The organism is Sporosarcina sp. P32b, assembly GCF_002743335.1.
Lineage (GTDB): Bacteria > Bacillota > Bacilli > Bacillales_A > Planococcaceae > Sporosarcina.
On the sequence record NZ_PDZB01000006.1, the window covers coordinates 44,137 to 67,269 of the forward strand.

The window sequence follows — 23,133 nt, forward strand, 5'->3', positions numbered from 1 at the left end:
GAGTAGGGGATTCGATAGAAATTGGTCATTGTAGTATCGTTTCATAGCGTAGTAATGAAAATGCAGTCGGCTTATTATTTCGCTTTCAACACATCTTCGTATTGCGCTCTGTTTTTCTCAAGTCTCGCTTTAGCGAAAGGACATAAAGGGATAATTTGACGATTGTTTTCACGCGCAAATTTCACTACTTCTTCTAATAGCATATCGCCAACGCCTTGGCCTCTTAATTGGTCGCTAACCATTGTATGATCAATGATGAATTGCTTTGGACCATTCAAGACGATCGTCATTTCCGCTAGAGGTTCTTCCGGGTTGTCACCAACATAAAATTTCTCATTGCTTTTTTTAATTTCCATTATTATCACTCCTATTTATATTTTTAGTATATAGAATGTGTTTACTTCAACCAGTTTTTCGCTTGCATTGCGACTTCCTGTGTAAGGCTATGTCCTTTAACCCAAGCCGTTGTAACGTTTGCGCCTCTTTCTTCAAAGAGACGGATGACGCGCTTGCTTTCAGATTCAGGCACAATCGGATCACCTTCGCCTAGTGAAAGGAATACTTCCACATCACTGAAATCATGTTTTTCTTCTAAATCTGCGGGATACAGCGGTGCGAATAAAGCTGCTTTTTTAAGTGTTTCTGGGTGCTTGAGCATCATTTGAATCGCAATGTTCGAGCCGTTTGAGAATCCGACTAGCACCGTATCTTCCATTTTGAAATCATATTCTTTTGATTTTTCTTCAATGAATTCATACAGTTCATTGCCTCGGAACTCAAGATCTTCCCAGTCGTACTGACCTTCACCATGACGCTTGAAGAATCTATTCATGCCATTTTCCTGCACATTTCCTCTAATGCCCAACACGTTGTATTCAGGATTGAGTAGTTCGGCAAGAGAGACTAAGTCTGTTTCCGTACCACCTGTGCCGTGGAGCAATACGAATACGGGTGCACCTTTTTTATTTTCATTGTAAATATATTTCATTACACGTCAACTCCTTTGGTTATTTAAGGGGGCGTTCTACTGTGAATAGCTTACCTATTTCAGCGTAATCGCTACCGGCTAGTCTACTTACAGCTTGTAGTTTCAACGGGTCAATATAGCCGTTGTGATAGATTGTTTCGTCTATATGATAGTGTTTTACTTTCAGCAATAAAACATCTGTAGTTGCGATGTTGTCTTCATTGTAAATGACCATTGAATCGTATAATTCTGTTTCAAATCTCACTTTGGTTTCATTCAATCCTGGAACTTGAATCGCTTTTGAGTCTACTGTCGTAAAACTCGAGACGTCCAGTTCGCTTTCATCGGGCCCTAGCGGTGCGGAAGTCGCGTTTGCTGCTTCTACGTTATCTGTATCGACAACCTGGACTACGGCTTCTTTATTTTCATAAATATTTCTAGCAGTATCTTTCGATTTCCCGTCTACGCGCTGTACAGCGATGGACAGCATCGGGGGGTCATATGTGACGATATTGAAATAACTGAATGGTGCAATATTTACAATACCCGAATTGGACATCGTAGAAACCAATGCGATAGGTCTAGGAATAACTGAACCAATCAGGAATTTCTTCTTTTCTTTTGCCGTTAGATCTTGTGGAGAGAAGTTGAGCATTTTATTCATCTACTATACCTCCAATTTCGGCAGCAGACTTTCGTATTCCTGCCGGTTCTGTTCGTATTGTTCCGGTAATTTCAGCATGGAACCAAGTGATTTCATATCTTCATCTACATCGAATCCTGGACCGTCAGTTGCAAATTCGAAAATGACGCGTCCTTTTTCTTTAATATAGATCGAGGTGAAGTAATTTCTGTCTTTCACTTCAGTGACTTTAAATTGTTCATCTGCCAGTGCAGACTGCCACTCTTTCAATGCTTCCTTATGCGGCAAGGACCACGCGATGTGATGGACCGTACCAATACCGAATCTTCCGGCAGGTTGCGGGGGAGTGGCTGTAATAATATGGTGCTTTTCCTTGCCTACTGTTTCAAAATGTTGATTCTGATCATCTATATTGAGTTCAGTTAAACCCATAAGGCCGGTAAGTAAGTCTTTAGTGCCTTCGGGATTTTCTGACAATAAAACAGCGCCATGAAAATCAACTATATCGTAATGATCTGCAGTTATTTCACCTTCGACCAGTGCGAGCTCGAGTCCATGAACATCAACGAACTCGAGTGTCTCTTGACCGAAAAGCAGTGTCATTTCAATGGGAATACGCTGGGCAGTTAAATGCTCTTTCCAATAGTCCATGCTTCCTTTTGGTATTCTGAAAGCAATCCGTCCGACCTGACCGCTGCCTTTTCTACCTTGATTCTGATTTGTCCAAGGGAAGAATGTAATAACCGTTCCAGGAGTTACATTATGATCCCCAAAGTACAAATGATAGACGCCTGGATCTTCAAAGTTTACCGTTTGCTTTATGAGACGGAGTCCCAAAACATCTCTGTAAAATTTCAGATTTTCATTGGGATCTCCTACAATAGCTGTAATATGGTGGATCTTTTTAATAGCTTCCATTTATAAAACTCCTTTACAACTGTTATGAACGTGTTGTATCGAATGGGCGAATCTGTGATTCAATATATTCACGTTTTGGTTCCAGGAACGGTGGAAGGGATAGGCTTTCTCCCAATGTTTCGTAAGGTTCGTCCGTCATGAAACCTGGTCCGTCTGTTGATAGCTCGATCAGAATATGACCGACACGTGTATAAAGTGCTTCAAAGTAGAAACGGTCTACGTGACCCGAATGTTGCATACCCATTGCATCATACTTTGCTTCCCAGTTTTTAATCGCTTCATGATCTTTCACTCGGAACGACACATGGTGAACCTGTCCATACCCTTGACTACCTTGTGTTGTATCATCATTTCGTAAAATGACTTGACCTCCGTTGCCACCTTCGCCTACATCAAACAGCGTTACATTCACTTCTTCAAGAATCGGTTTCATACCGTATACTTCAGTGAGCATTTTCTTGAAATCTTCAAAATAGCTGACTGTGATTTCAATTGGTCCTAAACCATAAATCGCGTGCTCTTCAGGTACGGGTCCATTTTTCCAAGGTGTGCCGGGTGCTACGCCTTCATTATTCTCATCAGAGAACAGTTGATATTTTTGTCCGTCAGCTTCTTGGAAAGGTAGTACTTTTTTGCCGAAAAGCTCTTGAATGCCGTCGTTTTCTACGCCAAACTCTTTGAAACGCTCTAGATAATATTCAAGCGCTGCATCGTTAGGTACCCGTAGGCCAGTTCTAGAAATCGAGTTCGTTCCCGGTGTTCCTTTCGGGTTGTTCGGGAAGTCGAAGAACGTCATGTCAGTCCCTGGCGAACCGACATCATCCGCGAAAAATGTGTGATACGTGTGGATATCGTCTTGGTTTACCGTTTTCTTAACCAATCGCATGCCGAGTACGTTTGTGAAAAATTCATAGTTTCTCATTGCGTTATCTGTCATTGCAGTTACGTGGTGAATGCCTAGTAATTCGTTTGTCATGTCATAAAACCCCTTTGTAATTTATATTTAGTTGATATAATATCAATTCGAGAGAATAGTTGTGAAAAAACTAGATTTACCATTACATATTCTGTGCATGTAAACCTAATTTTTTTAACTGTGTAATTAGTTGTTCTTTTTCTTGTATATCTAGTCCGCTAAAAATTTCTTTGATCGCCTTTTTGTGAGGAGGGAAGATTTCATTCATCAATTCCGTCCCATCCGTTGTAATGGACGCATGTGTGACACGTCGATCTTTTGGACAAGGCTTTCTTTTGATTAAGTTTTTCTTTTCTAATTTATCTACAACGTAAGTGATACTACTGCTAGCAATCAATACTTGCTCACCGATTTTTTGTATCGGTTGATCACCTTTACTATAGACTAATTCTAAAACGGCAAACTCTGTTGGATTTAATCCTGAGCGTTTTATATCTTCTTCCACACGCACTTTAATGGATTGCAATGCACGAGTTAAAACAATGAATGCCTTTAGAGACAAATCTTCTTCATAGATTTCTTTATTTTGATTGTCCATGACGTTCTCCTTTTATCTCGAATTCAAGGTAATCATATAATATTCACTTTACGATGTCAACCCATACGTTTATAAAAGATCTACAATACGTAAAAAGTTTGCATCATTTCAAATGGAAATGGTGAAACGAAAGGGGAGGCTAGCTGCACGTACTAAATAGCCTCCATACACTATCATCTATTAGTAGATTCTAATACATCGTGGTGTTAAAGCGCAGCATCATTTTGGAAGTTCATGACAAAGTGAGACGCATCATTGTACACTCCGAAAACATATCCTTGGTCTTTGAAGAAGTTCAAAACTTCAGGAAGTGCTTCTAAAGTTTGTGATTTTTCATGCATTAATACGATTTCTTTATCGGAAGTAGTGTCTCGTTTGATGTTTTGCACTATCTGAGAAGGATTACCGGGAAGTTCCCAATCATGCGAATCGATTGTCCAATCCCAAATTTTAATATGGGCGTCAGCTAATTGTTTCCGTATTTGTCCGCCGTTCAATCCAGGCGCTGATCCATAAGGAGGGCGAACTAGACTAGGAGTAGTTCCTGTGATTTTATGAATTAGATCTAGTGTTTCAATCATTTCGGGTACAAACTGTTGATTCGTATAAAGTGCTTGATAATTGTGAGTCATACTGTGGCCGCCTATATAATGACCTTCTTGTGTTGCACGTTTTACGCTTTCCTGAAGATGTTCTTTCTTCAAGTTACTGCCTTGCATGAAGAATGTAGCTTTGGCGTCATGTGCAGCCAAGACATCTAAAAACTGCTCAGTCCATTTGCTTGGACCGTCATCAAATGTTAAATACACTACTTTTTCTGGTTTTTCCTCTTCTACAGGTGGCTCCGTGTTTTCTTCAGCTGGCGTTTCTGTCGGCCCTTCAGAAGATATCTCTGTTTCTTCTTCGGTAGGTGTTTCTGTTTCATCGGATTCTATTGTAGGGAAAATTTCAGGTTCAGGACTAGATTCTTCTGGCGGTGTAATAGGTTCTGGCTGATCAGTTGATGGTGGTGTTTCAGTTGGTGCTGGTTTGGTTACAGGTTGATCCGGTGTACTAGGTACTTCACGGAAAGAGTAGGACGTCCCAACAAAAAGAACAGTACCCGATAGAACGAGAAGAAAAATCAGAAGCAGAAAATATCTTTTCTTCAGCTTTCTTCTTTTCTTTCCGACTTGTTGATGTAGCGTATTCATAAAATTTACATCTCCTATCATTTTGTGTTGAATAGACCGTTTATGACCTTATGTATGTATAGAAACACCTTTATCTATAGGAAGAACAGCAGACGAAATCCATCATCTGCTGCTGTTAAATAACTTACTGAATATATGTGTCCCCGACTAGGGCATCCTGTAAAATATGTGAAGGAATCTCAAATGTGACGACCCCCATATAACCCGGTGCTACTTCATACTGATCAAAAGAAATGACGAGTGTATGATCCGCAGTAATATAGAAGTCTTGATTTGCTTGAATTGAACTGAACTCAATGTCCGCTCCTTCGATAGCTAAATACGCAGTGTTTTCATCCTCTTCCATTTGTCGCTTCATCTCTTGTTTAATATAGGTAGTAATGATCTCGACATAGGAATCGTCTTTAAAGAGACTTGGTAATGTAAGAAGAATATTATGTTGTTTATCAATCGTGTCGTATTGCATTTCAGTGGAAGAAGATCCCGCCGTAGTGGTTTCGTAACGCGCAATAGATAAAATTTGTTCTGTGTCGGTTTTTACTTCATAACCTGAATCCATACCTAAATGACCGCTACCTGCCTCTTCTAGTCTGGCGATCTCTTCCTCAAATTTCGTAAAGAGCGCTTTGTTTTCTTCGATATATTTTTCATTTAGCGCAGTTTGCAATCCTTCGTTTTCTAAACCATCGATTGCCGGCGTTTTCATGTTTGCCTGATACGTTTCCTCTTCCAGAGTTAAGGTGTCTATCGTGAAAACTTGCACGATGGAACCAAGAACGGGGATGTTCGCTAGTGAATTGGCGAAAGTAGGACTAGCATTAATACTGCCAACGAATAAAGCAGCCGCAGCAGCGACTCCAATCGACCAGTTTCTCACGGGTGAGCGTTTCTTTTTAGCATTTTTTGCACCTTGGATAGAATCCTTCACTAAATTGTCCAATTCGGGAGGAATTTCAATATCGTCATATTCTTTCTTGAGTTTGTTTAACCGTTTCATTCCAAATCCCCCTTTTCAATTTCTATACGCAGTTTCTTTAAAGTCCGGTAAAGCCTGGTTTTCACTGTATTACTGTTTTCATCTAAGACGGCTGCCACTTCGTCAATCTTCAAATCCTCGAAGAAACGTAAAATAATTAACGATTTTTCATCTGGAGGCAGTGTATCTAGCGCATCTAGTAAATCTATATCAGTTGGTTCATCTTCAGTTTGTGGTAAATAGCCATCTAGAACTTCATCATCCATCACCATCACCCGCTGATGTTTGCGAATAAAATCAATGGAAGTATTCACGAGTATCCGATAAAACCACGTCTTTAAATACTTGATTTCTTCCAAGCGATGAATGGATTTTAACGCTTTGAAAATCGAGTCTTGCACAATATCCAGTGCGTTTTCTTTGTTTTTCACATAGCTATAGGCGAGCCGATAATGAGCATTTTGGTTTTCAATTAAAAATTGCTCAACCTGCTCTATTTTTTTATTTTTTGTCATGACAAAAGGTTCACCTTCTTTAATTTTAAACATGTCGCGATCACGTCTTACTCTTTTGACGGACAGCTTCTGCAAAAAGTTTGGATTTTATTTTAAAAACAGACAAGAATAAGCTGATCACATGCTGTTGAGAGCAAGAATTATTTTTCTTGTTTCGTAACTGCTATACTCATGACTATACCAACGGATAAAGGAGCAATGTATTTTATGAAGAAATATATAAATGCGAATATATACGGTGACCCAGATTCCCATGAGTTTTTAGTGAAAGATGGTCAGTTTACCGCAATAGGTAATGATCTAGATAACGCAGATGAAGTAATTGACCTGCAAGGACGTTTAGTATTGCCACCTTATGTGGACCCTCATTTACATTTGGATTATATCTTTTCGGGACTAGGCGAAGGAAATGCAAATGTATCCGGAACATTATTTGAAGGCATTCAGCGTTGGAGTGATAATAAGAAATCATTGACTGAAGAAATGGTGCGTGAACGTGCGATAAAAGGAATTCAAAAAGAAGTGAGTAAAGGAGTTCAATTCATTCGTACACATGTAGACATTACAGATCCAAATTTAACGGGAATGAAAGCGTTAGTTACACTGCGCGAAGAATTGAAAGACCTCGTTACATTACAACTCGTAGCTTTTCCTCAAGAAGGATTCTTTAGATATGAAGGGGCAGAGCGTTTAATGCAAGAAGCGCTTGAAATGGGTGCGGACGTCGTAGGGGGGATTCCTCACTTTGAAATTTCGTATGAGCATGGCGTGGAGTCATTGCGACGTATTGTCGACATGGCCGTAAAGCATAACGTGATGATTGATATTCATTGTGATGAAAACGATGATCCAAATAGTCGTTTCTTAGAAGTGTTAAACGCGCTCGTTATGGAAAAAGACTACGGTAAATATACAACGGCTAGTCATACATGTAGCTTCGGTTCAGTCGATAATAGCTATGCCAATAAAATGTTAGGTCTATTTAAAGAATCACAAATCAACTTTATTTCTTGTCCAACTGAAAATGCTCATTTACAAGGACGGGGAGATAGCTATCCTACACGTCGTGGCTTAACACGAGTCAAAGAGTTGTTGAATAACGGAAACAATGTGGCGTTTGCGCAAGATTCCATAGCAGACTACTGGTATCCGTTAGGCAATGGAAATATGATGAATATTTTAGATAATGGGATTCACTTAGCGCATTACACACATATTGACGAGATCAATAAGGCGTTGGATTTGATCACGTATTACGGTGCGAACATTATGAGAGTAAACGATGCGTATGGTATTGAAGTAGGGAAGCCTGCGAACTTTATCGTGTTGGATGCACAAGATCCGTATGAGGCTATTCGTGAGCGGGCGGAAGTGCTGATGTCCGTAAGAAACGGTGGCTATCTCTTTAAGCGTGAACCGCGAAAAAATGAAGTCGAAGTGGATTTTTTAAAGCAATCGTAAGAGTTCTTGGTCATACTTAAAAGTCTTTCTCAACCTAGTGTTGAGGAAGACTTTTATTTTTCATAAAATATTGGAAGTAAATCAAACCCAGTAGAAGAAGTACAGGAATTGAGGTAACAATTAAAACCAAAATTTTTAACTTTCCTTAACTTTTTTCAAAATGACAGGAATTAGTATTGAATTACAGACAGAGGAGGTTGTCTTCTTCATGTATATAAATTATCTCTGTGTTATGATAGCTGGATAAATTAAAACTTGTCGGTGCAAGGGGAATAAGTCTCCAAACCGCAAATTAAATATATAAAAGAGGAGGAATCATAAAGTGATTATTCATCCAATCAAAGCCTTTTCTGATAATTATATATGGTGCATTCAAGAAGAAACAGAGGTCGTTGTGGTGGATCCAGGAAAAGCGAGTGTTGTCCTGGAGTACCTTGAAGAAAAGCAGCTTCGTTTGGCGGCCATTCTTTTAACTCATATGCATGAAGATCATACTGGTGGGGTACGGGAGATTCTAGCGAGTCATCCTGAAATTCTCGTTTATGGCCCGGAAGAAACGAAAGACTTGGTGAATAGTGTGGTAAAGGAAGGGGACTCCTTTAACTTGATGAGTCAAACTTTCCAGGTCTACGAATCAGGAGGTCATACGCATGGCCATATCAGTTTTTTAATGGGGAAAAACCTCTTTTGCGGGGATGCCTTATTTTCAGCCGGATGTGGTCGGGTCTTTACGGGCGATTACGAAGCTCAATATGAAACGTTGCAGAAATTTAAGCACTTGGACGATGATATAAACGTTTATGCCGGTCACGAGTATACCGAAACTAATTTACGTTTTGCATACGAAATACAGCCGGATAATAAAAAAATCTCCAACTCATTGGATGAAGTCCAAGAAATGCGTGCTAAAGGTCAGCCAACGCTCCCGTCAACAATCGGCAGAGAGAAGGAAATTAACCTCTTTTTGCAAGCAGAAACTTTGGAAGACTTTATCGAACTACGTAACGCGCGTGATAATTTCTAGGGCAACTGACTTTGTTCAATCGCATAAAGTGTACGGATATAGTATCTATGATAAGATTAGGTCAATAAAATCATGGAGGATGATAGTGATGAACCAAGTGCTCGTTGAAATTTGTTTACGTGTTAGAGACATTGATGCGACTTTAGATTTTTATACGGAGCTTTTTGATTTTGAAGTAGCCAGTCGCAGAGAATTCCCTGAGAATAAATTTGATTTAATCTATCTAAATTCACCAGGGTCTTCAGTACAAATAGAACTTACGTATAATTATGATGCAGAACCATATGTTATAGGAAATGGTTTCAGTCATTTAGGTGTAACCGTAAATGATTTAGAAAAAATGCATGAAATCTGTAAAGCTTCTTCTTATGAAACAGGAGAATTAAAAGGACTTGCAGGCGGAACACCTTCTTACTTCTTTGTTACTGACCCTGACGGCTATAGAATCGAAGTAAAGCGTAAACACTAAAACATTCTAAATTCAAAAATGATTGTAAATAGCCTACCCCTCGACACTCTTTTACCAAACAGAGAATGGAGGTGTAGGCTTTTTTATTGTCGTAGTATTTCTCGTTAGACGGATGATTGTATCAATCGCGTCGTTTTCATGACCAGCTCGACTATGGATTTCCTCGCATTTGCTCGGTGAAAACGTCCGTTGTGAATGTTGTTCGGTCTGTATTAATAACCGCATCTTTTACACTGTCGTTAGTGATTTCTACTCCGTTATCTTCTTTGACTTGATCAGTTATGATTAAAGAAATCAGCCTGATTGAGGCATGGTCCTTATTCTATACTAGCACCCATAGTTCGGACAGTGGTTTGAAACCGTTGATCTGCGTTGCAGCCGGACGCGTTCCGGAGGGCGGGCGGTGAACCACACCCCTTCGCTGCGCTCGCAGGGTGTTTCACCTGTCAATGCAAAGATGTGCTCCTTTCCGCTCCGCTTCACTCGCAAAAGCCGTTCTTCGTTACGGCTCTCGCTGATCCTCCCGGAGTCGCCGGCTTCCACTCCGATCAACTAAGCGTCTACAAATAAGCTTCTTCCATAATCGCGCCCGATTGTAGAAATAATAATGTTATTTACTTTTTTCCATAACTGCAAAATAACTTTGTTCACTGTCAGCAAAGTTAAACACTCTACCAGTCGGCATTTCCATAATCTCCCCAACAGTAACACCCTGACTTGTTAAATCGTTATATAATTTATCGAGGTTTTCAGTTGTGAACATTAAAGATGGAGTACCTAGATTTAATTCTGGAGACATCTTAGCTATTGCTTCTTTATCGTGTAAAATGATACTTGTTTCTGAATCCTTAGAGGGAGAAATTTCAACCCATCTCATTCCTTGTCCATTTTCTTCAGCAACGATACTAAAGCCCACTTTTTTCGTCCAGAAATCAACTGCCTCGTCTTGGTTCTTTACATAAAGCATAATTTGACCAATTTTATTAATCATTAACTTTTCTCCTTTTTAACTTTTATTGTTTTACCACTCACAATTATCATCTCAAAAAAAATTCAATGCAATAATATGGCCCGTTTATGGAACATCGTCATAAACCCAAACCCAAACCCAAACCCAAACCCAAACCCAAACCCACAGTAAACAAATAAGCAACTACTTACTAAAATATTTCCATGGCTATGGATTTGAAGTTTCAATTCGTGCTTTTTGTATCTGTCTATATTTTACAATACTACTCAACCTTTCATACTATTTCAATGCCTTTTCAAAGTCCTTTAATAAATAATGGTTCAGCATTTTTCTGAACATGCCATTTGTGCAAGTGGAGGAAGTCTCTTTCATATAACGTAACCACACTTTTTAATTCAGCTATCATTGTCTAGTTAATGATTAATTAAATATCGCTATAATTATCTAAATTTTCAAATAGGGTGTATGATAGAGAAGTAATACAGAAAAGTTAATAAATAGAAAAAAGAAAGCAGTCTTTTTTGGTAGAAACTTGTCTTCATTTTAATGAGGGAAAATGTATTCTAAAAAACCTTATAATAGACTCTTTGTAAACACTCTTGAAGGTTTATATAAAATGGGCCCGTAACTATGAAATTGATGAATCTTTATATCAAATCATTGGAGGGAACTTTATGAACATAACAGTAGTAGGAGCAGGGCACGGAGGTACAACCATTGCAGCAGATTTAAAAATGAAAGGTCACTTGGTCACCTTATTGAAAACGTCCAAGGGGCTGCATACTGAACATTTCGACCATATTGCGCGAAATAAAGGCGAAATCACATTACTAGATCATTCTGTAGAAACTACTGTGCATCTCGATTTAGTCACGACGGATGTACAATTGGCTATTACAAATGCTGAAATTATTATTATATATGTGCAAACAAATTACCATGAGGACGTAATCAAACGTATTATTCCATTCATGAATGAAGATCAAATTGTGTTGCTGGAACCAGGTTACTTATCTACTGCCTATTTCTTAAAACACGAAAAAGAGAAAAGTTTCACTATAGTGGAAGCACAAAGTTCTCCAATTGATTGTCGAATTGTAGAACCTGGGAAAGTAAAAGTTTTATTCAAGAATGTGCGAAATCCTGTAGCGATATTTACTAATCGCAATGAAAAAGTAATACAGGAGAAGCTGAACACATTAGAATATAACTTTGTTTATCTGAATTCGATTATCGAAGCAGCTCTTCATAATCCTAATTTAATTGTTCATACAATCGGTGGAATTATGAGTATTCCTCGCATTGAACATACAAAAGGCGATTATTGGATGTATAAAGAAGTATTTACACCGCATGTTTGGAACATCGTCAACAGTTTAGACGATGAAAAGATGAATGTTCTTGAGGCAATTGGGGCAGAAAGATTACCTTATGTGGAAGCGTGTAGGTACCGTAATTCTGAAGATCTAACTATTGATGCGAAAGAAGCGTTTCTGACGTATGCAAAGAACAGTTCGCCAGAAGGTCCGCTTGTAGCAGATTCCCGATTTATTACAGAAGACGTACCCGAAGGCTTAGTTTTATTAGAATCTCTTGGACAAATGTTGGGTATTAAAACACCTACTTGCAGTAGCTTGATCGATATCGCTTCTGCAGCGTTAAACGTAGACTTCAGAAAGAACGCCAGAACGGTGGAGTTACTTGGCAAGGGAAATCTGGAGAAAATAATTGGTTTTACGAATCATGACTTTATGATACCAGCGTAAGAAACTGCCAAATACACAAATTCAAATGGTAAAGACCCCCTTACAATTCTGTGAGGGGGTCTTTAAATGGATGTATACTGTTTTCGTAGCGAGCGTAGCATTGACGAATAGAAAAAAGTATCTGTACGTTGATCCACATTAAAAATACTTACTATACAAGTCATGGCGTAGTTTCCCGCTCAAGTGCGCATAAATTCGTGTAGTTTCACTTTTTTCGTGTCCGAGTAAACTTTGGATTACTTCAAGCGGGGCACCGTTGTTAATCAGATGCGTAGCATAACTATGCCGCAACTGATGAGGGTGTATACATTTATTAATACCTGAGCGTTTTGATACACGCTTGAGAGTATAACGTAGTGTATCGATGCTCATACGTTTCTTCGGATTCCGCTCGGTGACGAATAGGCAGGGGTCTTGATCGTCGCGTTCTTCTAAATATCGTTTTAGCCAAATCGCACACCGTACATTGAAATACACTTCGCGTTCTTTGTCGCCTTTACCGAGCACGATGACCGAGTTGCCGATGAAATCGATATCTCGCCGATTGAGTGTAGCTACTTCTCCTATACGGCAACCGGTTGAATAGAAAAACTCGAATAAGGCTTTCTCCATCGAGGTGTCGCAGGCTTCGCGTAAATGTTCTATTTCATGTTTGGAAAGGAACTTTGGAATGCGTTGACCCATTTTGGGTTCTTTTAATTTAGAAGCTGGGTTTTTCGCCATGAATCCTTCTTCATGTGTCCATTTGAATAATGATCGGATGAATCGAACACGGTGCCCGAGACTCGAAGGCTTTAAGTGACTGCCGCATTCGATCAGATAGGTTTTTAGTTCATCCGTTGTGATATCTTCCATGGATACCTCACCGATAAATCGTTTCAACATGTCGCATTGATAACTGTACATTTTTAGTGTCAGAGGAGAATATCCTTCAATGCGTTTATCTGCTTCATATTTCGTCCAAGCTTCGCAAATCAACATCCTATTCACACTCCCATATTAGCAATCTAGTAGTAGCCAGTATGTCCGTATGAAAGAATTTTATTCATTGAGAGAGTGTAGATGTTTACATAGTTTAGCGACCCGATCGCAAATACTCTTCATCCACGAGTGGTTTTCCTTCCGCGTCGACGAGGACTGTCATTCCAAGACCGTAGCCTTGTGCTTGCGACATATAAAGCACGCCCGTTTCATTGTCACGTATCACTTGGAATTGCATCAATTTCCCTTGTTTCTCGATAATTTCAAAACGTTTTTTATCCATAGCAGACCCTCCTTTGTATTAGTATTACTATACAATCGGCTGTTTGGTTATTCAAAATTATTTTAACACCTAATAAGTAATGTAATAATCTAAAGAGCATTTGAAACTATTTCTATAATTCTTCGTCTGTACGGCACATGACTAGACTACGGAGAGGATGAAGTCGAATGAAGAATAAAATCATAGCGATACTCGGTGCGATTTTGCTAGTATGCGGTTTGCCTGTATCAAGTGCAGCAGCAGACAAAGCGAAATTTCCGGATGTTCCAGATTCGAAGCATTTCGCGAAAGCGGTGAATGACTTGGCGTCACGTCATATAATTGGAGGCTATCCAGACGGAACTTTCCGTCCTAGCGAGTCCATTACGAGAGGGCAGGCGGCTGCCATTATCGTGAAGATGACGAAACTTCCCACTACGCATATAAAAGATCCAAAATTCAAAGACGTTTCGACTGCAAATGGTTACTATAAGGCGATTGCGGCATTAGCGCAAAAAGGAGTCATCAACGGCTATGGTGACGGACGATTCGGGCCGAACGATTCGATTACGCGCGCGCAAATGGCTTCGATCATCATCAAAGCGTTCGAATTGCCGTTGTATCGCGATCCGGATTATGGATTTAAAGACGTTGTGCATAAAAACGGCCATAGGGATGGGATTTATAGTTTGTATCAACTCGGGCTGACAACGGGAACTTCACCTACCACATTTAGTCCGAATGCTTCCATTACGAGAGGTCAAGCAGCGAAATTACTGAAAGCGGCAGAAGATGTGAAGCCAGCGATTTTGACGATCCGTGCGAAAGATTTTAAATGGAAGAGATTCAACGACGTCAGCAAAACGAACTCGGATATAGTTGATATTGTGGGAGACAGTGAAATACCGAGTCAAGTCAATTTAAAAACGAAGATTCATATTGTGCCGAAGAAAGAAGGAACGGCGACACTGACATTTTCAGGAGTAGCTTCATCCGATACAGATGATCAAAACTACAGAAAATACTATGTGCATGTTAAAAAGGTCAATGGTGCATGGGATATTTCATTGGAAGAGACAACTGATATCTATTCAACGCCAGCACAACTATGGAAGCATTATGAAAGAAGAGAAAACAACGAGGCATTCATAGATGCAGAGTCGATTTCTTTATCTACAGAACTAGGTGAACTGGTGAATGAACGTGTGGAATTTGAACGATGCGAAAATTCCACGCTTCAATATTGCCATGTGATCTATTTTGATCAACCAGGGACATTCATTGCGACAGTCAAGTATGAGGGTGGCGAAGTAATGCGTTATTACGTAACGTCTACTGAGCACAAAGATCAATTTTATTATTACACGCATATCACGCCGATCAAGCCGAATGAAGTGTTGCAGATTTGGGATGGTGCTATTCTCGGCAAGCATGTGTTGCCTAAGGGGAGTGAGGAAATTGCGACCGTCACCCGAGATCCGGGAACGAATGTGTTCCGCATAACGCCGAAAAAAACAGGAGAATTTTTTGTGGATTTCCCGGATAGTAAAGTGGCACCGGGTAGCCATAGGGTTTACTACGGTATTACGGTCCGAGTGAGTAAATTGGGGAGTTATCTACATGTAGATGCGGTTGTTAGTGAAGAAGATGATATGGTGTTTGATTAATTGAATAGATATACGAAGAGCAGGCATGCAGTACATGTCTGCTTTTTGGCACGAAAAAAATGTCTTCAGTAGGCTCGACATATGCTACACTACAATCAATAACAAGCTCTAACTCAAACTAAGGGAGGGCATGCAGATGAATGTGATTGAGATGAATCAAGTGACGAAAACTTTCGGTAAGCATCAGGCGTTAGATGGACTGGATTTAACTGTGAAGAACGGTGAAGTGTTTGGCTTCATCGGACCGAATGGCGCAGGGAAGTCGACGGCAATTCGGGTTCTACTTGGTATGCTTCGTGCTACTGAGGGAACGGCAACGATTTTCGGCAAGGATGTATGGCAAGACGCAGTGGATATTCATCGACGTGTTGCGTATGTGCCGGGAGACGTGAATTTGTGGCCGCAACTAACGGGTGGCGAGGTGATTGATTTATTCGCGAGTTTGCAAGGGAATGTACATCAACAACGGCGTGAAGAGTTACTTGCGCGTTTTCAGTTGGATCCGACGAAGAAGTGCCGAACATACTCGAAAGGAAATCGACAAAAAGTTGCTTTAGTGGCGGCGTTTGCTTCCGACGCGGAATTGTTTTTGCTAGATGAACCGACGTCTGGACTCGATCCTCTAATGGAGAAAGTATTTCAGCAATGTGTCGCGGAAGTGAAAGCGGAAGGGAAGACAGTGTTGCTGTCGAGCCATATTTTGTCGGAAGTCGAGAGGCTTTGCGATCGCGTGGGAATTATTCGTCAAGGACGTCTGATTGAGTGCGGTACGTTGGATGAACTACGACATTTGACGCGGATGCAGCTAACGGTGGAAACAAGAATTCCGATTGAGTCGCTCGCTTCGTGGCAAGGTGTCCATGATGTAGTACCGACAGAAGCCGGCTGGACGTTTCACGCGGATGCAGATGAAATGGAAGCGATTATGCACAAGTTAAGCGCATACGGTATACGGAAGATCGAAAGTGCGCCGCCTACGCTTGAAGATCTATTCATGCGGCATTATGAAGAAAACGTAGAAAGTAGGGACGTGTGATGAAGGGGGCCCCATTTGCAGGTGTTCTTCGTCTATCCCGATTTATAATCCGGCAAGATCGCATGCGCTATATGTGGTGGCTCGTTGGTATCACCGCCATGACGCTTGTTGTACCGCCTGCTTTCAAGGAATTGTATCCGACCGAGCAAGATCGTAATCTACTGGCGGAAACGATGAAAAATCCCGCGATGGAGGCAATGGTAGGTCCTGGAGATCTAGCAAATTACACGCTGGGCGCTATGGTTTCACATCAGATGTTGTTAATGACTGCCATCGCAGTTGCCATCATGAATATTTTATTGATGGTGCGCCATACGCGAGCTGAGGAAGAAGAGGGGCAGGCGGAATTACTGCGTTCGTTACCCGTTGCTCGACATTCGCAACTAACGGCTTCGATGCTTACGCTATGCGGTGTCAATTTGCTACTCGCGTTGCTAATCGGTGTCGGATTATATAGTCTTTCATTCGACAGTATGGGATTAGCTGGATCACTTATTTACGGTGCATCGCTTGGTGCGATCGGCTTGTTTTTTGCAGGTGTGACAGCGGTTTGCGCACAACTCTCGGAAAGTTCGCGGGGTGCGGTAGGTCTATCGTTTACCGTGATGATCGGCTGTTATGTATTGCGATCAGTTACTGAGTGGATTCCACCGTTTGGCTGGCTTACGCAAGTTCAGCCGTACAGTGACAACAACTGGGTGCCAGTAGTTGGATTACTGGTCGTAAGTCTTTTAGCGTTCGCACTAGCCGTCATACTGCAGGGAAAACGCGATATCGGCTCGGGCTATCTTCCGTCAAGAAGTGGACGCGCGCATGCTTCGGTTATATTGCGCCATCCGATCGGACTTGCTTGGCGACTGCAAAGAACCGCGTTCATTTCTTGGTCGGTTGGCATGCTAGTGCTCGGGTTGTCTTACGGTTCCGTCCTAGGCGATTTAGATTCATTTTTTAAAGATAATGAAATGCTTGCTGCAATGATTGTAGCAGATGAAAACAGTTCATTGACTGCCCAGTTCTTGCCCATGTTGATGGCGGTACTCGCGTTTATCAGTACAATTCCTGCATTGCTTTCTATCCATAAAATAGTGGGCGAGGAACGGAAATCGCGTGTTGATAATGTGCTAGGTCGCGCAGTTTCGAGAAATAAGTTACTAGCTTCTTACTTGGTGTTGGCATTGTGCACTGGATTTATGATGTTGAGCTTCTCGGCACTCGGTTTATGGTTAGCCGGCACTACATCGATGGATGAACCTTTTACGTTTGTAACTGTATGGCAAGCTAGTATCGTTCATTTTCCTGCTGTAGTCGTGATGATTGCGATTAGCACATGTTTGATCGGCATCGCACAAAAGGCGACGGGCTTCGTTTGGCTCTATTTATTTTACGGATTCCTAACGCTGTATTTAGGTGGCTTGTTTCAGTTTCCGAAATGGATGGAAAAGCTTTCGCCGTTTGGCTTTGTTTCCAAGTTGCCGATTGAAGATATGAACTGGCTGCATGCGGGGGGATTGGTGGCAGTAGCAGGTGTTTTGCTTATTTTCGGTTTTCATCGCTATAATGCACGGGATATAGAAGGATAAGTAATCGTCTACTAATGATGAAATTTACTTCCAATTTTGACAAATTTAGCACAAATTGAAACTAGCACTAGTTTTATTGAAAGGAATTGTGGAAAATGATTTCCTGAAATAATAATTAGTGCTATTATGAGTGAGGTTTGGTTGGATTTTCAGGAGGTTGTCATGAGTATACATCAAAATCAAGAAACAAAAATAGTTAACGCAGACCCTTCTGCAATAGGCTTGTTCGGTTTGGCGATGGTAACACTCGTCGCGTCGTCACAAAAACTGGGCATTACGACAGATGTTTCATTTGTTATCCCTTGGGCGATACTTCTAGGCGGTTTCGCTCAATTATTTGCTTGCGTGATCGATACGAAGCGTAATAACACATTCGGTGCTACGGCATTCGGTGCATACGGACTTTTCTGGCTGGCAGTTGCAGCTTCTTGGATGATGCAACGAGGGATCTTCGGAGAAACACTGGCAGCAGGAGTGGATCCGCATCAATTAGGCTTCGCATTCGTCGGCTATCTAATTCTGACGCTATTTTTGACGATCGGTGCCATGGAAACACATAAGGTCTTATTTTCTATATTTTTCTTCATCAACTTTCTGTTTATTGGCTTGGCGCTCGATAGTTTCGGCTTGTTCGGTGCATTCCCTCAGCAATTGGCGGCCTACTCAGAAATGATTATTTCATTGCTATCGTTCTACGGAGCGGGGGCAGCAGTTCTAAACGAACATTTCGGCAGAGAATTCATACCGGTAGGAAAGCCGTTTGGCATCTTCAAGAAATCGGATGAAGCGAAGGCATCATCGACACGTTCTGTGAAAACAAGTAAGGACTTAAAAGTAAAAAACACGTTTAGCTAAACAATATCCAACCAGACACCAGTACATTCATACAAGATATATTCCACACAAAAAGCATCTACGTTTACGCAGATGCTTTTTGTGTGGATTTTCTCTATTAAACCGTTTCTTTACGTGTCTTACTTTCAACTAGTAAACCGCCGTCGCCTTTAAGATAGTCGATCATACCTTCTGCAGCGCGGTAAGCAAATGCACCAATGGTTTCAGTTGGATTGGAGTTACCAAAGTGTGGGAATGAAGAGCCGCCGACAACAAATACGTTTTCCATATCCCATACTTGTGAATACGTGTTAACAGCTGAGGTTTCTGGATCTTCACCCATGATCACACCGCCTGCTGCGTGTGTATTGACGCTTGAAGAAGTCATTTCTGCATCGTCTGCTACAGGTGGAGTGTTAACAATGTCCGCACCCATTGCTTCCGCGATGTCTGCACATTTTTCCGCAATCATCTTGGCCATATTGCGTTCTTGATCCGTAAACTTCGCTGTGATTCTAAGAAGAGGATCGCCATATATGTCTTTATACGTTGGATCTAAGTCCATATAGTTATGAGTATGCGGCATAGTGCCTTGCATCCCACCAATATTTAAATAACGGTGCGCATAATGAACGGATTTTTCTTTAAACTCTTTACCCCAATATGGTGTGCCTTGTGGAACACGGTTATTGGCAATGGCTGCAGCACCATCTTGGAAAATACTAATATTAAATCCGTGAAGGAAGTCTGTATCTGTATTATCGATATGGTCCCCATTGAAATCATCAATTACAGAACCTAGTGCGCCAGCTCCTGCAAATGTATTGAATTTCTTTTCTTCAAAAAAGGCAGTGGCTGAATTTCCACCGATTCCCGTGTAATGGGAAGTGAAACTTTTACCGATTACGCCTTTACCAGTTTCGGGATTGTAGGGCTCACCGATTCCAGATAACATCATTAATCGATTGTTTCCGGAGAAGAAGGCTGCCGATACAACCAAGTCTGCCGGTTGTTCAAATTCTTCAAGTGTTAATGGATCTACGTACAATACACCTGTCGCTTTTTTGCCGTCATGAAGAATTCGTTTAACGTGTGCGTTGTTACGTAATTCGAAGTTCCCTGTTTTTTGTGCTGTCTTCAGAACCGTTACGATCGGGTCGGCTTTCGCCGCAAAGTCACAGCCGTACATGGAACAAAATGCACAAAATACACACGCATTAATCGTTTCACCATCTGGATTGACATATTGTTGTGAGATCGTTGCAGCGGGCATACGGAATGGATGGTAGCCTAGTTTCTCCGTAGCTTCTGTAAACAATCGAATAGCAGGTGATTCTTTCATTGGCGGATTTGGATAGGCATCAGAACGTGGCGGTCCTAAAGGATTCACTTCACCAGAAATTCCAGCCGTTTTTTCCCACTTATCATAGTAGGGTTCCATATCATCGTACGTAACACCCCAGTCTTGTACGATCATATCTTTTGGAATACGCTCTTCACCATACTTTTCAATGATTTTAGTGCGAATTTCAAAATCAAATGGAAGCCAACGATATGACCAGCCTGACCAGTGAACCGAAGTGCCGCCTGTACCTTCATCATAAATCGGGTAGCCATTATGTTTACGCATCGGAATCGCGTCATCTCCGACATTATTTCTAAAAGTCATCGTTTGTTTCGTTAAGTCTTGCGCTAATTCATGACGCTTTGTATAACGAAGTTCATCTTTTGAACCAATGAAATCTTTCGTGCTTCGCTCTTTACCTCGCTCTAAACAGACGACTTTATAGCCTGCTTTACTCAGTTCAGCAGAAGCTATTCCTCCAGCCCAACCACTTCCAATGACGACTACGTCCACTTTATCTAATTTTTCAGCCATGTAAGTAACCCCTTATATTACGATTTTTGTTGATAACTTGTTAGACTCATTGGATCACGTTGAACGAATTCATCTTTTTCAATGATATCAGCGTAGGAAGGTACAGCCCCTGGGAACTCTTGCATTTTCCAGCCAGCCATATTGCGATTACCACCGTAAAGTGGATCAGAATAAGCGCCTTCCATCGTCAGTTCACGAAGCAATCCGAAGAAACCAGCAGAACTCACGCCACGTAATTTCACTTTAGAACTCTCAAAGTCTTGCATAATCTCAATTTGCTGATCTTCTTCAGCTTTATCAAATGTAACGTCGAAACGTTTTTTACTTTCGTCATTCATTTTCCGAAGTCCTGTTACCATAATCTGGCCTCTGTTCAAACTCGATTGATCAACCGGTGGATCTACAACTGTAAATGGACCTTGTCTGTAATCGGTTCCATTTATCCCCCAAATGCCCGCCATTTGTTTATCAATAAAATACGGAACACCTAATTCAATTGCTCCTGGACCACTTGCGCCTTCAGGTAGTATGCGTTCAGTAGCTTGTTCAAGAACAACAAAGTCCTCGTATCTTTCAAAGAACATGCGCGCTTGTGTAGGCTCCGCTGTTTTCTTCTCCTCTTTTACGGGCGTGCTATTTTCTGATTTAAATTGGTTAGTTAATAGTCCACCTAGTAAAGAACCACCTGCAACTCCTCCGACGATCATACCGGAATTTTTCATAAATCGACGACGACTAGTATCCGGTGCTTGTGAAGCTTTGGATTCGCCTGGCTTCAACCCTTTTTCATCGGCCATTTTCCATCCCCCTAGTTTTAAAACGATTAGCTAGTAATTTGACAATACTATCCACAATGCGACATTTTGTCAATGGCTCGTGGTCATCAGGAGTGAAAGATAGCAACCCCTATTCGCTAGGAATCGTGAAAATACAATCTGAGATCAGTCAATAATGAATGGAAGTTTATTCAACGGATGGAAGTATAAAGTGGCAACAAAGATCTAAAAAAGTATAGACTAGATGGGATAGTTTTTTTGTTGAATAAAAGTGTCTATGTTTTCAGGTAATTTATTGGTAATATAAGTGTAGATAGTTTTATAGTCTGCTAACTACAGGAGGAGTGGAAGAGTATGAAAAAATCCGTACGAGTTCTACTATGGACGGCATTCGCGCTAGTATTATCGTTTGTTTTTGCAGATTTAAACGAAGCTTCAGCAAAAGACTTTAAAGATGTATCAAAGAAGCATCCGAACTACACCGCGATTCAAGAAATGCAGAAAGCGGGTTATATCAATGGTTATCCAGACGGAACATTCCGTCCAAGTGAACCAGTGAGTCGCAAGCACGTAGCGTCTTTGCTCGATCAAGTGTTGAAGTTTCCGCAACCACCTACCGATAAATTGGTCTTTTCCGACGTGCCGAAAAACCATATGTATTATAAACCGATCATGAAGTTATACAACAAGGGGATCGTCAGTGGGGGACTCGACAAGAAATTTAATCCGAATGCGTCCATCACACGAATCCAGATGGCGAAGATGCTAGATTTGGCGTTTGAGTTCAATATGAAGGAACCAGCCCAGTTTGAAGATCTCAGCTTCTTGCATTGGGGATACGTACATGCCAGTGCGTTGTATTCTAACGGCGTAACGAAAGGGGATCACGGAAAGTTTCTTCCCAATCAATCCGTTACACGTGCGCATTATGCAGAGTTTTTGTATCGTGCAATGAAAGTGGGGAAAACTCCTTCCGGCAGTGTAGTCAGCAAAGAAAAAGCGGTCGATTTGACTATGCGCCTTCCTAATGTAATCGAGGGAATCCGCGTCCAAGGGAAAATGGATAAACAATCATACAGTCAACTGCGTTCAAAACAACTACCGTACGCTACTAAAGCATTTGTGGACGGCTTATTGAAAGAAGATTACCCAAGTGTTTGTACACATTGCGATTCGTTTTTATTTCCTGGTTTAACAATCGAACCTTCCATGCGTTTTGACTATACACAACCAGACGCCAACACACTTCGTATCCATACCGTTTCATTTAGTAATCTTTTAGTAGGTGGCGGCTTTGTTGACTACGTGTTTAAGAAAGAATCAGGTAGTTGGAAGATGGATGATTTTTCCGGCGCTGCTGTCGGGAAAAAGAATTTTGAGCTGACAAGACAAGAAGCCGAGCGTGTGGTGAAATTGAATTATCCTAACTCGCCAAAAGTTCGAATTACCTACGTGTCACAAACTAAAGAAACAGGAGAAGACCCTGTTACGAAAGAGAAGTACACATTCACGCAATACAAATTTAATGTAGACTCCGAAAATGGCCGTGAGACGATTCGGGTTAATTCAGACGATGGCTATGCTTACTAATAAGCAGTCATAATATAACCATTAAAGCGCTCTGCCGTTTTGGCAGAGCGCTTTAATGAGCGGTTGAAGAAGTGGATAGAGCGGAGATACGGATGCATAGAGCGGTCGTGAG

23 protein-coding genes are annotated in these 23,133 nt (G+C 41.1%); 9 read left to right on the forward strand and 14 right to left on the reverse strand.

Annotation, left to right across the window (positions count from 1 at the left end; all coding sequences use genetic code 11):
- Positions 1–74: 74 nt before the first annotated feature.
- The 9 genes from CSV64_RS06580 to CSV64_RS06620 all read right to left on the reverse strand — a co-directional run bounded on the left by CSV64_RS06580 (position 75) and on the right by CSV64_RS06620 (position 6,726).
- Complete coding sequence (locus tag CSV64_RS06580) at positions 75–356, reverse strand: GNAT family N-acetyltransferase (protein ID WP_199168455.1); 282 nt, start codon at positions 354–356, stop codon at positions 75–77.
- Between the two features lie 41 nt (positions 357–397).
- The gene (locus CSV64_RS06585; protein ID WP_099633953.1) at positions 398–988 is read right to left on the reverse strand and encodes an alpha/beta hydrolase; all 591 of its coding nucleotides are present in this window, start codon (positions 986–988) and stop codon (positions 398–400) included.
- Positions 989–1,007: 19 nt separating this feature from the next.
- Positions 1,008–1,631, reverse strand: coding sequence for a flavin reductase family protein (locus CSV64_RS06590; protein WP_369823504.1), 624 nt, complete (start codon positions 1,629–1,631; stop codon positions 1,008–1,010).
- 3 nt (positions 1,632–1,634) lie between these two features.
- Positions 1,635–2,528 (reverse strand): VOC family protein, encoded by an 894-nt coding sequence (locus tag CSV64_RS06595; RefSeq protein ID WP_099633954.1) that lies wholly within the window; start codon positions 2,526–2,528, stop codon positions 1,635–1,637.
- A gap of 22 nt (positions 2,529–2,550) precedes the next feature.
- The gene (gene mhqE, locus CSV64_RS06600) at positions 2,551–3,504 is read right to left on the reverse strand and encodes a ring-cleaving dioxygenase MhqE (protein WP_099633955.1); all 954 of its coding nucleotides are present in this window, start codon (positions 3,502–3,504) and stop codon (positions 2,551–2,553) included.
- Between the two features lie 82 nt (positions 3,505–3,586).
- Entirely contained in the window at positions 3,587–4,042 is a 456-nt protein-coding gene (locus CSV64_RS06605; protein WP_099633956.1) for a MarR family winged helix-turn-helix transcriptional regulator, read from the reverse strand.
- Positions 4,043–4,248: 206 nt separating this feature from the next.
- Complete coding sequence (locus CSV64_RS06610) at positions 4,249–4,932, reverse strand: polysaccharide deacetylase family protein (protein WP_233190421.1); 684 nt, start codon at positions 4,930–4,932, stop codon at positions 4,249–4,251.
- A 427-nt stretch (positions 4,933–5,359) separates the two neighbouring features.
- A complete protein-coding gene (gene rsiV / locus CSV64_RS06615; RefSeq protein ID WP_099633958.1) occupies positions 5,360–6,232 on the reverse strand; it encodes an anti-sigma-V factor RsiV in 873 nt (290 codons plus the stop codon).
- Positions 6,229–6,726 carry an RNA polymerase sigma factor SigV gene (locus CSV64_RS06620; RefSeq protein WP_199168457.1) on the reverse strand — a complete coding sequence of 166 codons (498 nt, stop codon included), beginning with the start codon at positions 6,724–6,726 and terminating at the stop codon, positions 6,229–6,231. Before CSV64_RS06620 ends, rsiV begins: the two co-directional genes overlap by 4 nt.
- Positions 6,727–6,933: 207 nt before the next feature.
- On the opposite strand from CSV64_RS06620, the gene CSV64_RS06625 reads away from it, so the two are divergent.
- The 3 genes from CSV64_RS06625 to gloA all read left to right on the forward strand — a co-directional run bounded on the left by CSV64_RS06625 (position 6,934) and on the right by gloA (position 9,680).
- Entirely contained in the window at positions 6,934–8,187 is a 1,254-nt protein-coding gene (locus CSV64_RS06625; protein ID WP_099633960.1) for an amidohydrolase family protein, read from the forward strand.
- A 322-nt stretch (positions 8,188–8,509) separates the two neighbouring features.
- Entirely contained in the window at positions 8,510–9,211 is a 702-nt protein-coding gene (gene gloB, locus CSV64_RS06630) for a hydroxyacylglutathione hydrolase (RefSeq protein WP_099633961.1), read from the forward strand.
- Positions 9,212–9,299: 88 nt separating this feature from the next.
- Complete coding sequence (gene gloA / locus CSV64_RS06635) at positions 9,300–9,680, forward strand: lactoylglutathione lyase (RefSeq protein WP_099633962.1); 381 nt, start codon at positions 9,300–9,302, stop codon at positions 9,678–9,680.
- A 610-nt stretch (positions 9,681–10,290) separates the two neighbouring features.
- Here gloA and CSV64_RS06640 read toward each other — a convergent pair.
- Entirely contained in the window at positions 10,291–10,671 is a 381-nt protein-coding gene (locus CSV64_RS06640; protein ID WP_099633963.1) for a VOC family protein, read from the reverse strand.
- A 653-nt stretch (positions 10,672–11,324) separates the two neighbouring features.
- On the opposite strand from CSV64_RS06640, the gene CSV64_RS06645 reads away from it, so the two are divergent.
- A complete protein-coding gene (locus tag CSV64_RS06645) occupies positions 11,325–12,416 on the forward strand; it encodes an NAD/NADP octopine/nopaline dehydrogenase family protein (protein ID WP_099633964.1) in 1,092 nt (363 codons plus the stop codon).
- Positions 12,417–12,554: 138 nt separating this feature from the next.
- On the opposite strand, the gene CSV64_RS06650 is transcribed toward CSV64_RS06645, so the two are convergent.
- A complete protein-coding gene (locus CSV64_RS06650; protein ID WP_099633965.1) occupies positions 12,555–13,397 on the reverse strand; it encodes a tyrosine-type recombinase/integrase in 843 nt (280 codons plus the stop codon).
- Positions 13,398–13,491: 94 nt separating this feature from the next.
- On the reverse strand, positions 13,492–13,680 hold the full coding sequence (locus tag CSV64_RS06655) for a DUF6440 family protein (RefSeq protein ID WP_099633966.1): 189 nt from the start codon (positions 13,678–13,680) through the stop codon (positions 13,492–13,494).
- Between the two features lie 167 nt (positions 13,681–13,847).
- Here CSV64_RS06655 and CSV64_RS06660 point away from each other — a divergent pair, with 167 nt between their 5' ends.
- The 4 genes from CSV64_RS06660 to CSV64_RS06675 all read left to right on the forward strand — a co-directional run bounded on the left by CSV64_RS06660 (position 13,848) and on the right by CSV64_RS06675 (position 18,797).
- Positions 13,848–15,326 (forward strand): S-layer homology domain-containing protein, encoded by a 1,479-nt coding sequence (locus CSV64_RS06660; RefSeq protein WP_099633967.1) that lies wholly within the window; start codon positions 13,848–13,850, stop codon positions 15,324–15,326.
- Positions 15,327–15,462: 136 nt separating this feature from the next.
- Complete coding sequence (locus CSV64_RS06665) at positions 15,463–16,362, forward strand: ABC transporter ATP-binding protein (protein ID WP_099633968.1); 900 nt, start codon at positions 15,463–15,465, stop codon at positions 16,360–16,362.
- Positions 16,362–17,942, forward strand: coding sequence for an ABC transporter permease (locus CSV64_RS06670; protein WP_099633969.1), 1,581 nt, complete (start codon positions 16,362–16,364; stop codon positions 17,940–17,942). The genes CSV64_RS06665 and CSV64_RS06670 overlap by 1 nt, the downstream gene beginning before the upstream one ends.
- Positions 17,943–18,104: 162 nt before the next feature.
- Positions 18,105–18,797, forward strand: coding sequence for an acetate uptake transporter (locus tag CSV64_RS06675; RefSeq protein WP_099633970.1), 693 nt, complete (start codon positions 18,105–18,107; stop codon positions 18,795–18,797).
- A 97-nt stretch (positions 18,798–18,894) separates the two neighbouring features.
- Here the strand turns inward: CSV64_RS06675 and CSV64_RS06680 are convergent, their stop codons facing one another.
- Both CSV64_RS06680 and CSV64_RS06685 read right to left on the reverse strand, forming a co-directional pair.
- Complete coding sequence (locus tag CSV64_RS06680; protein ID WP_099633971.1) at positions 18,895–20,655, reverse strand: GMC family oxidoreductase; 1,761 nt, start codon at positions 20,653–20,655, stop codon at positions 18,895–18,897.
- A gap of 17 nt (positions 20,656–20,672) precedes the next feature.
- A complete protein-coding gene (locus CSV64_RS06685) occupies positions 20,673–21,452 on the reverse strand; it encodes a gluconate 2-dehydrogenase subunit 3 family protein (RefSeq protein ID WP_099633972.1) in 780 nt (259 codons plus the stop codon).
- 333 nt (positions 21,453–21,785) lie between these two features.
- Between CSV64_RS06685 and CSV64_RS06690 the strand changes: the two genes are divergently transcribed.
- Positions 21,786–23,021, forward strand: coding sequence for an S-layer homology domain-containing protein (locus CSV64_RS06690; protein ID WP_099633973.1), 1,236 nt, complete (start codon positions 21,786–21,788; stop codon positions 23,019–23,021).
- Positions 23,022–23,133 lie beyond the last annotated feature (112 nt).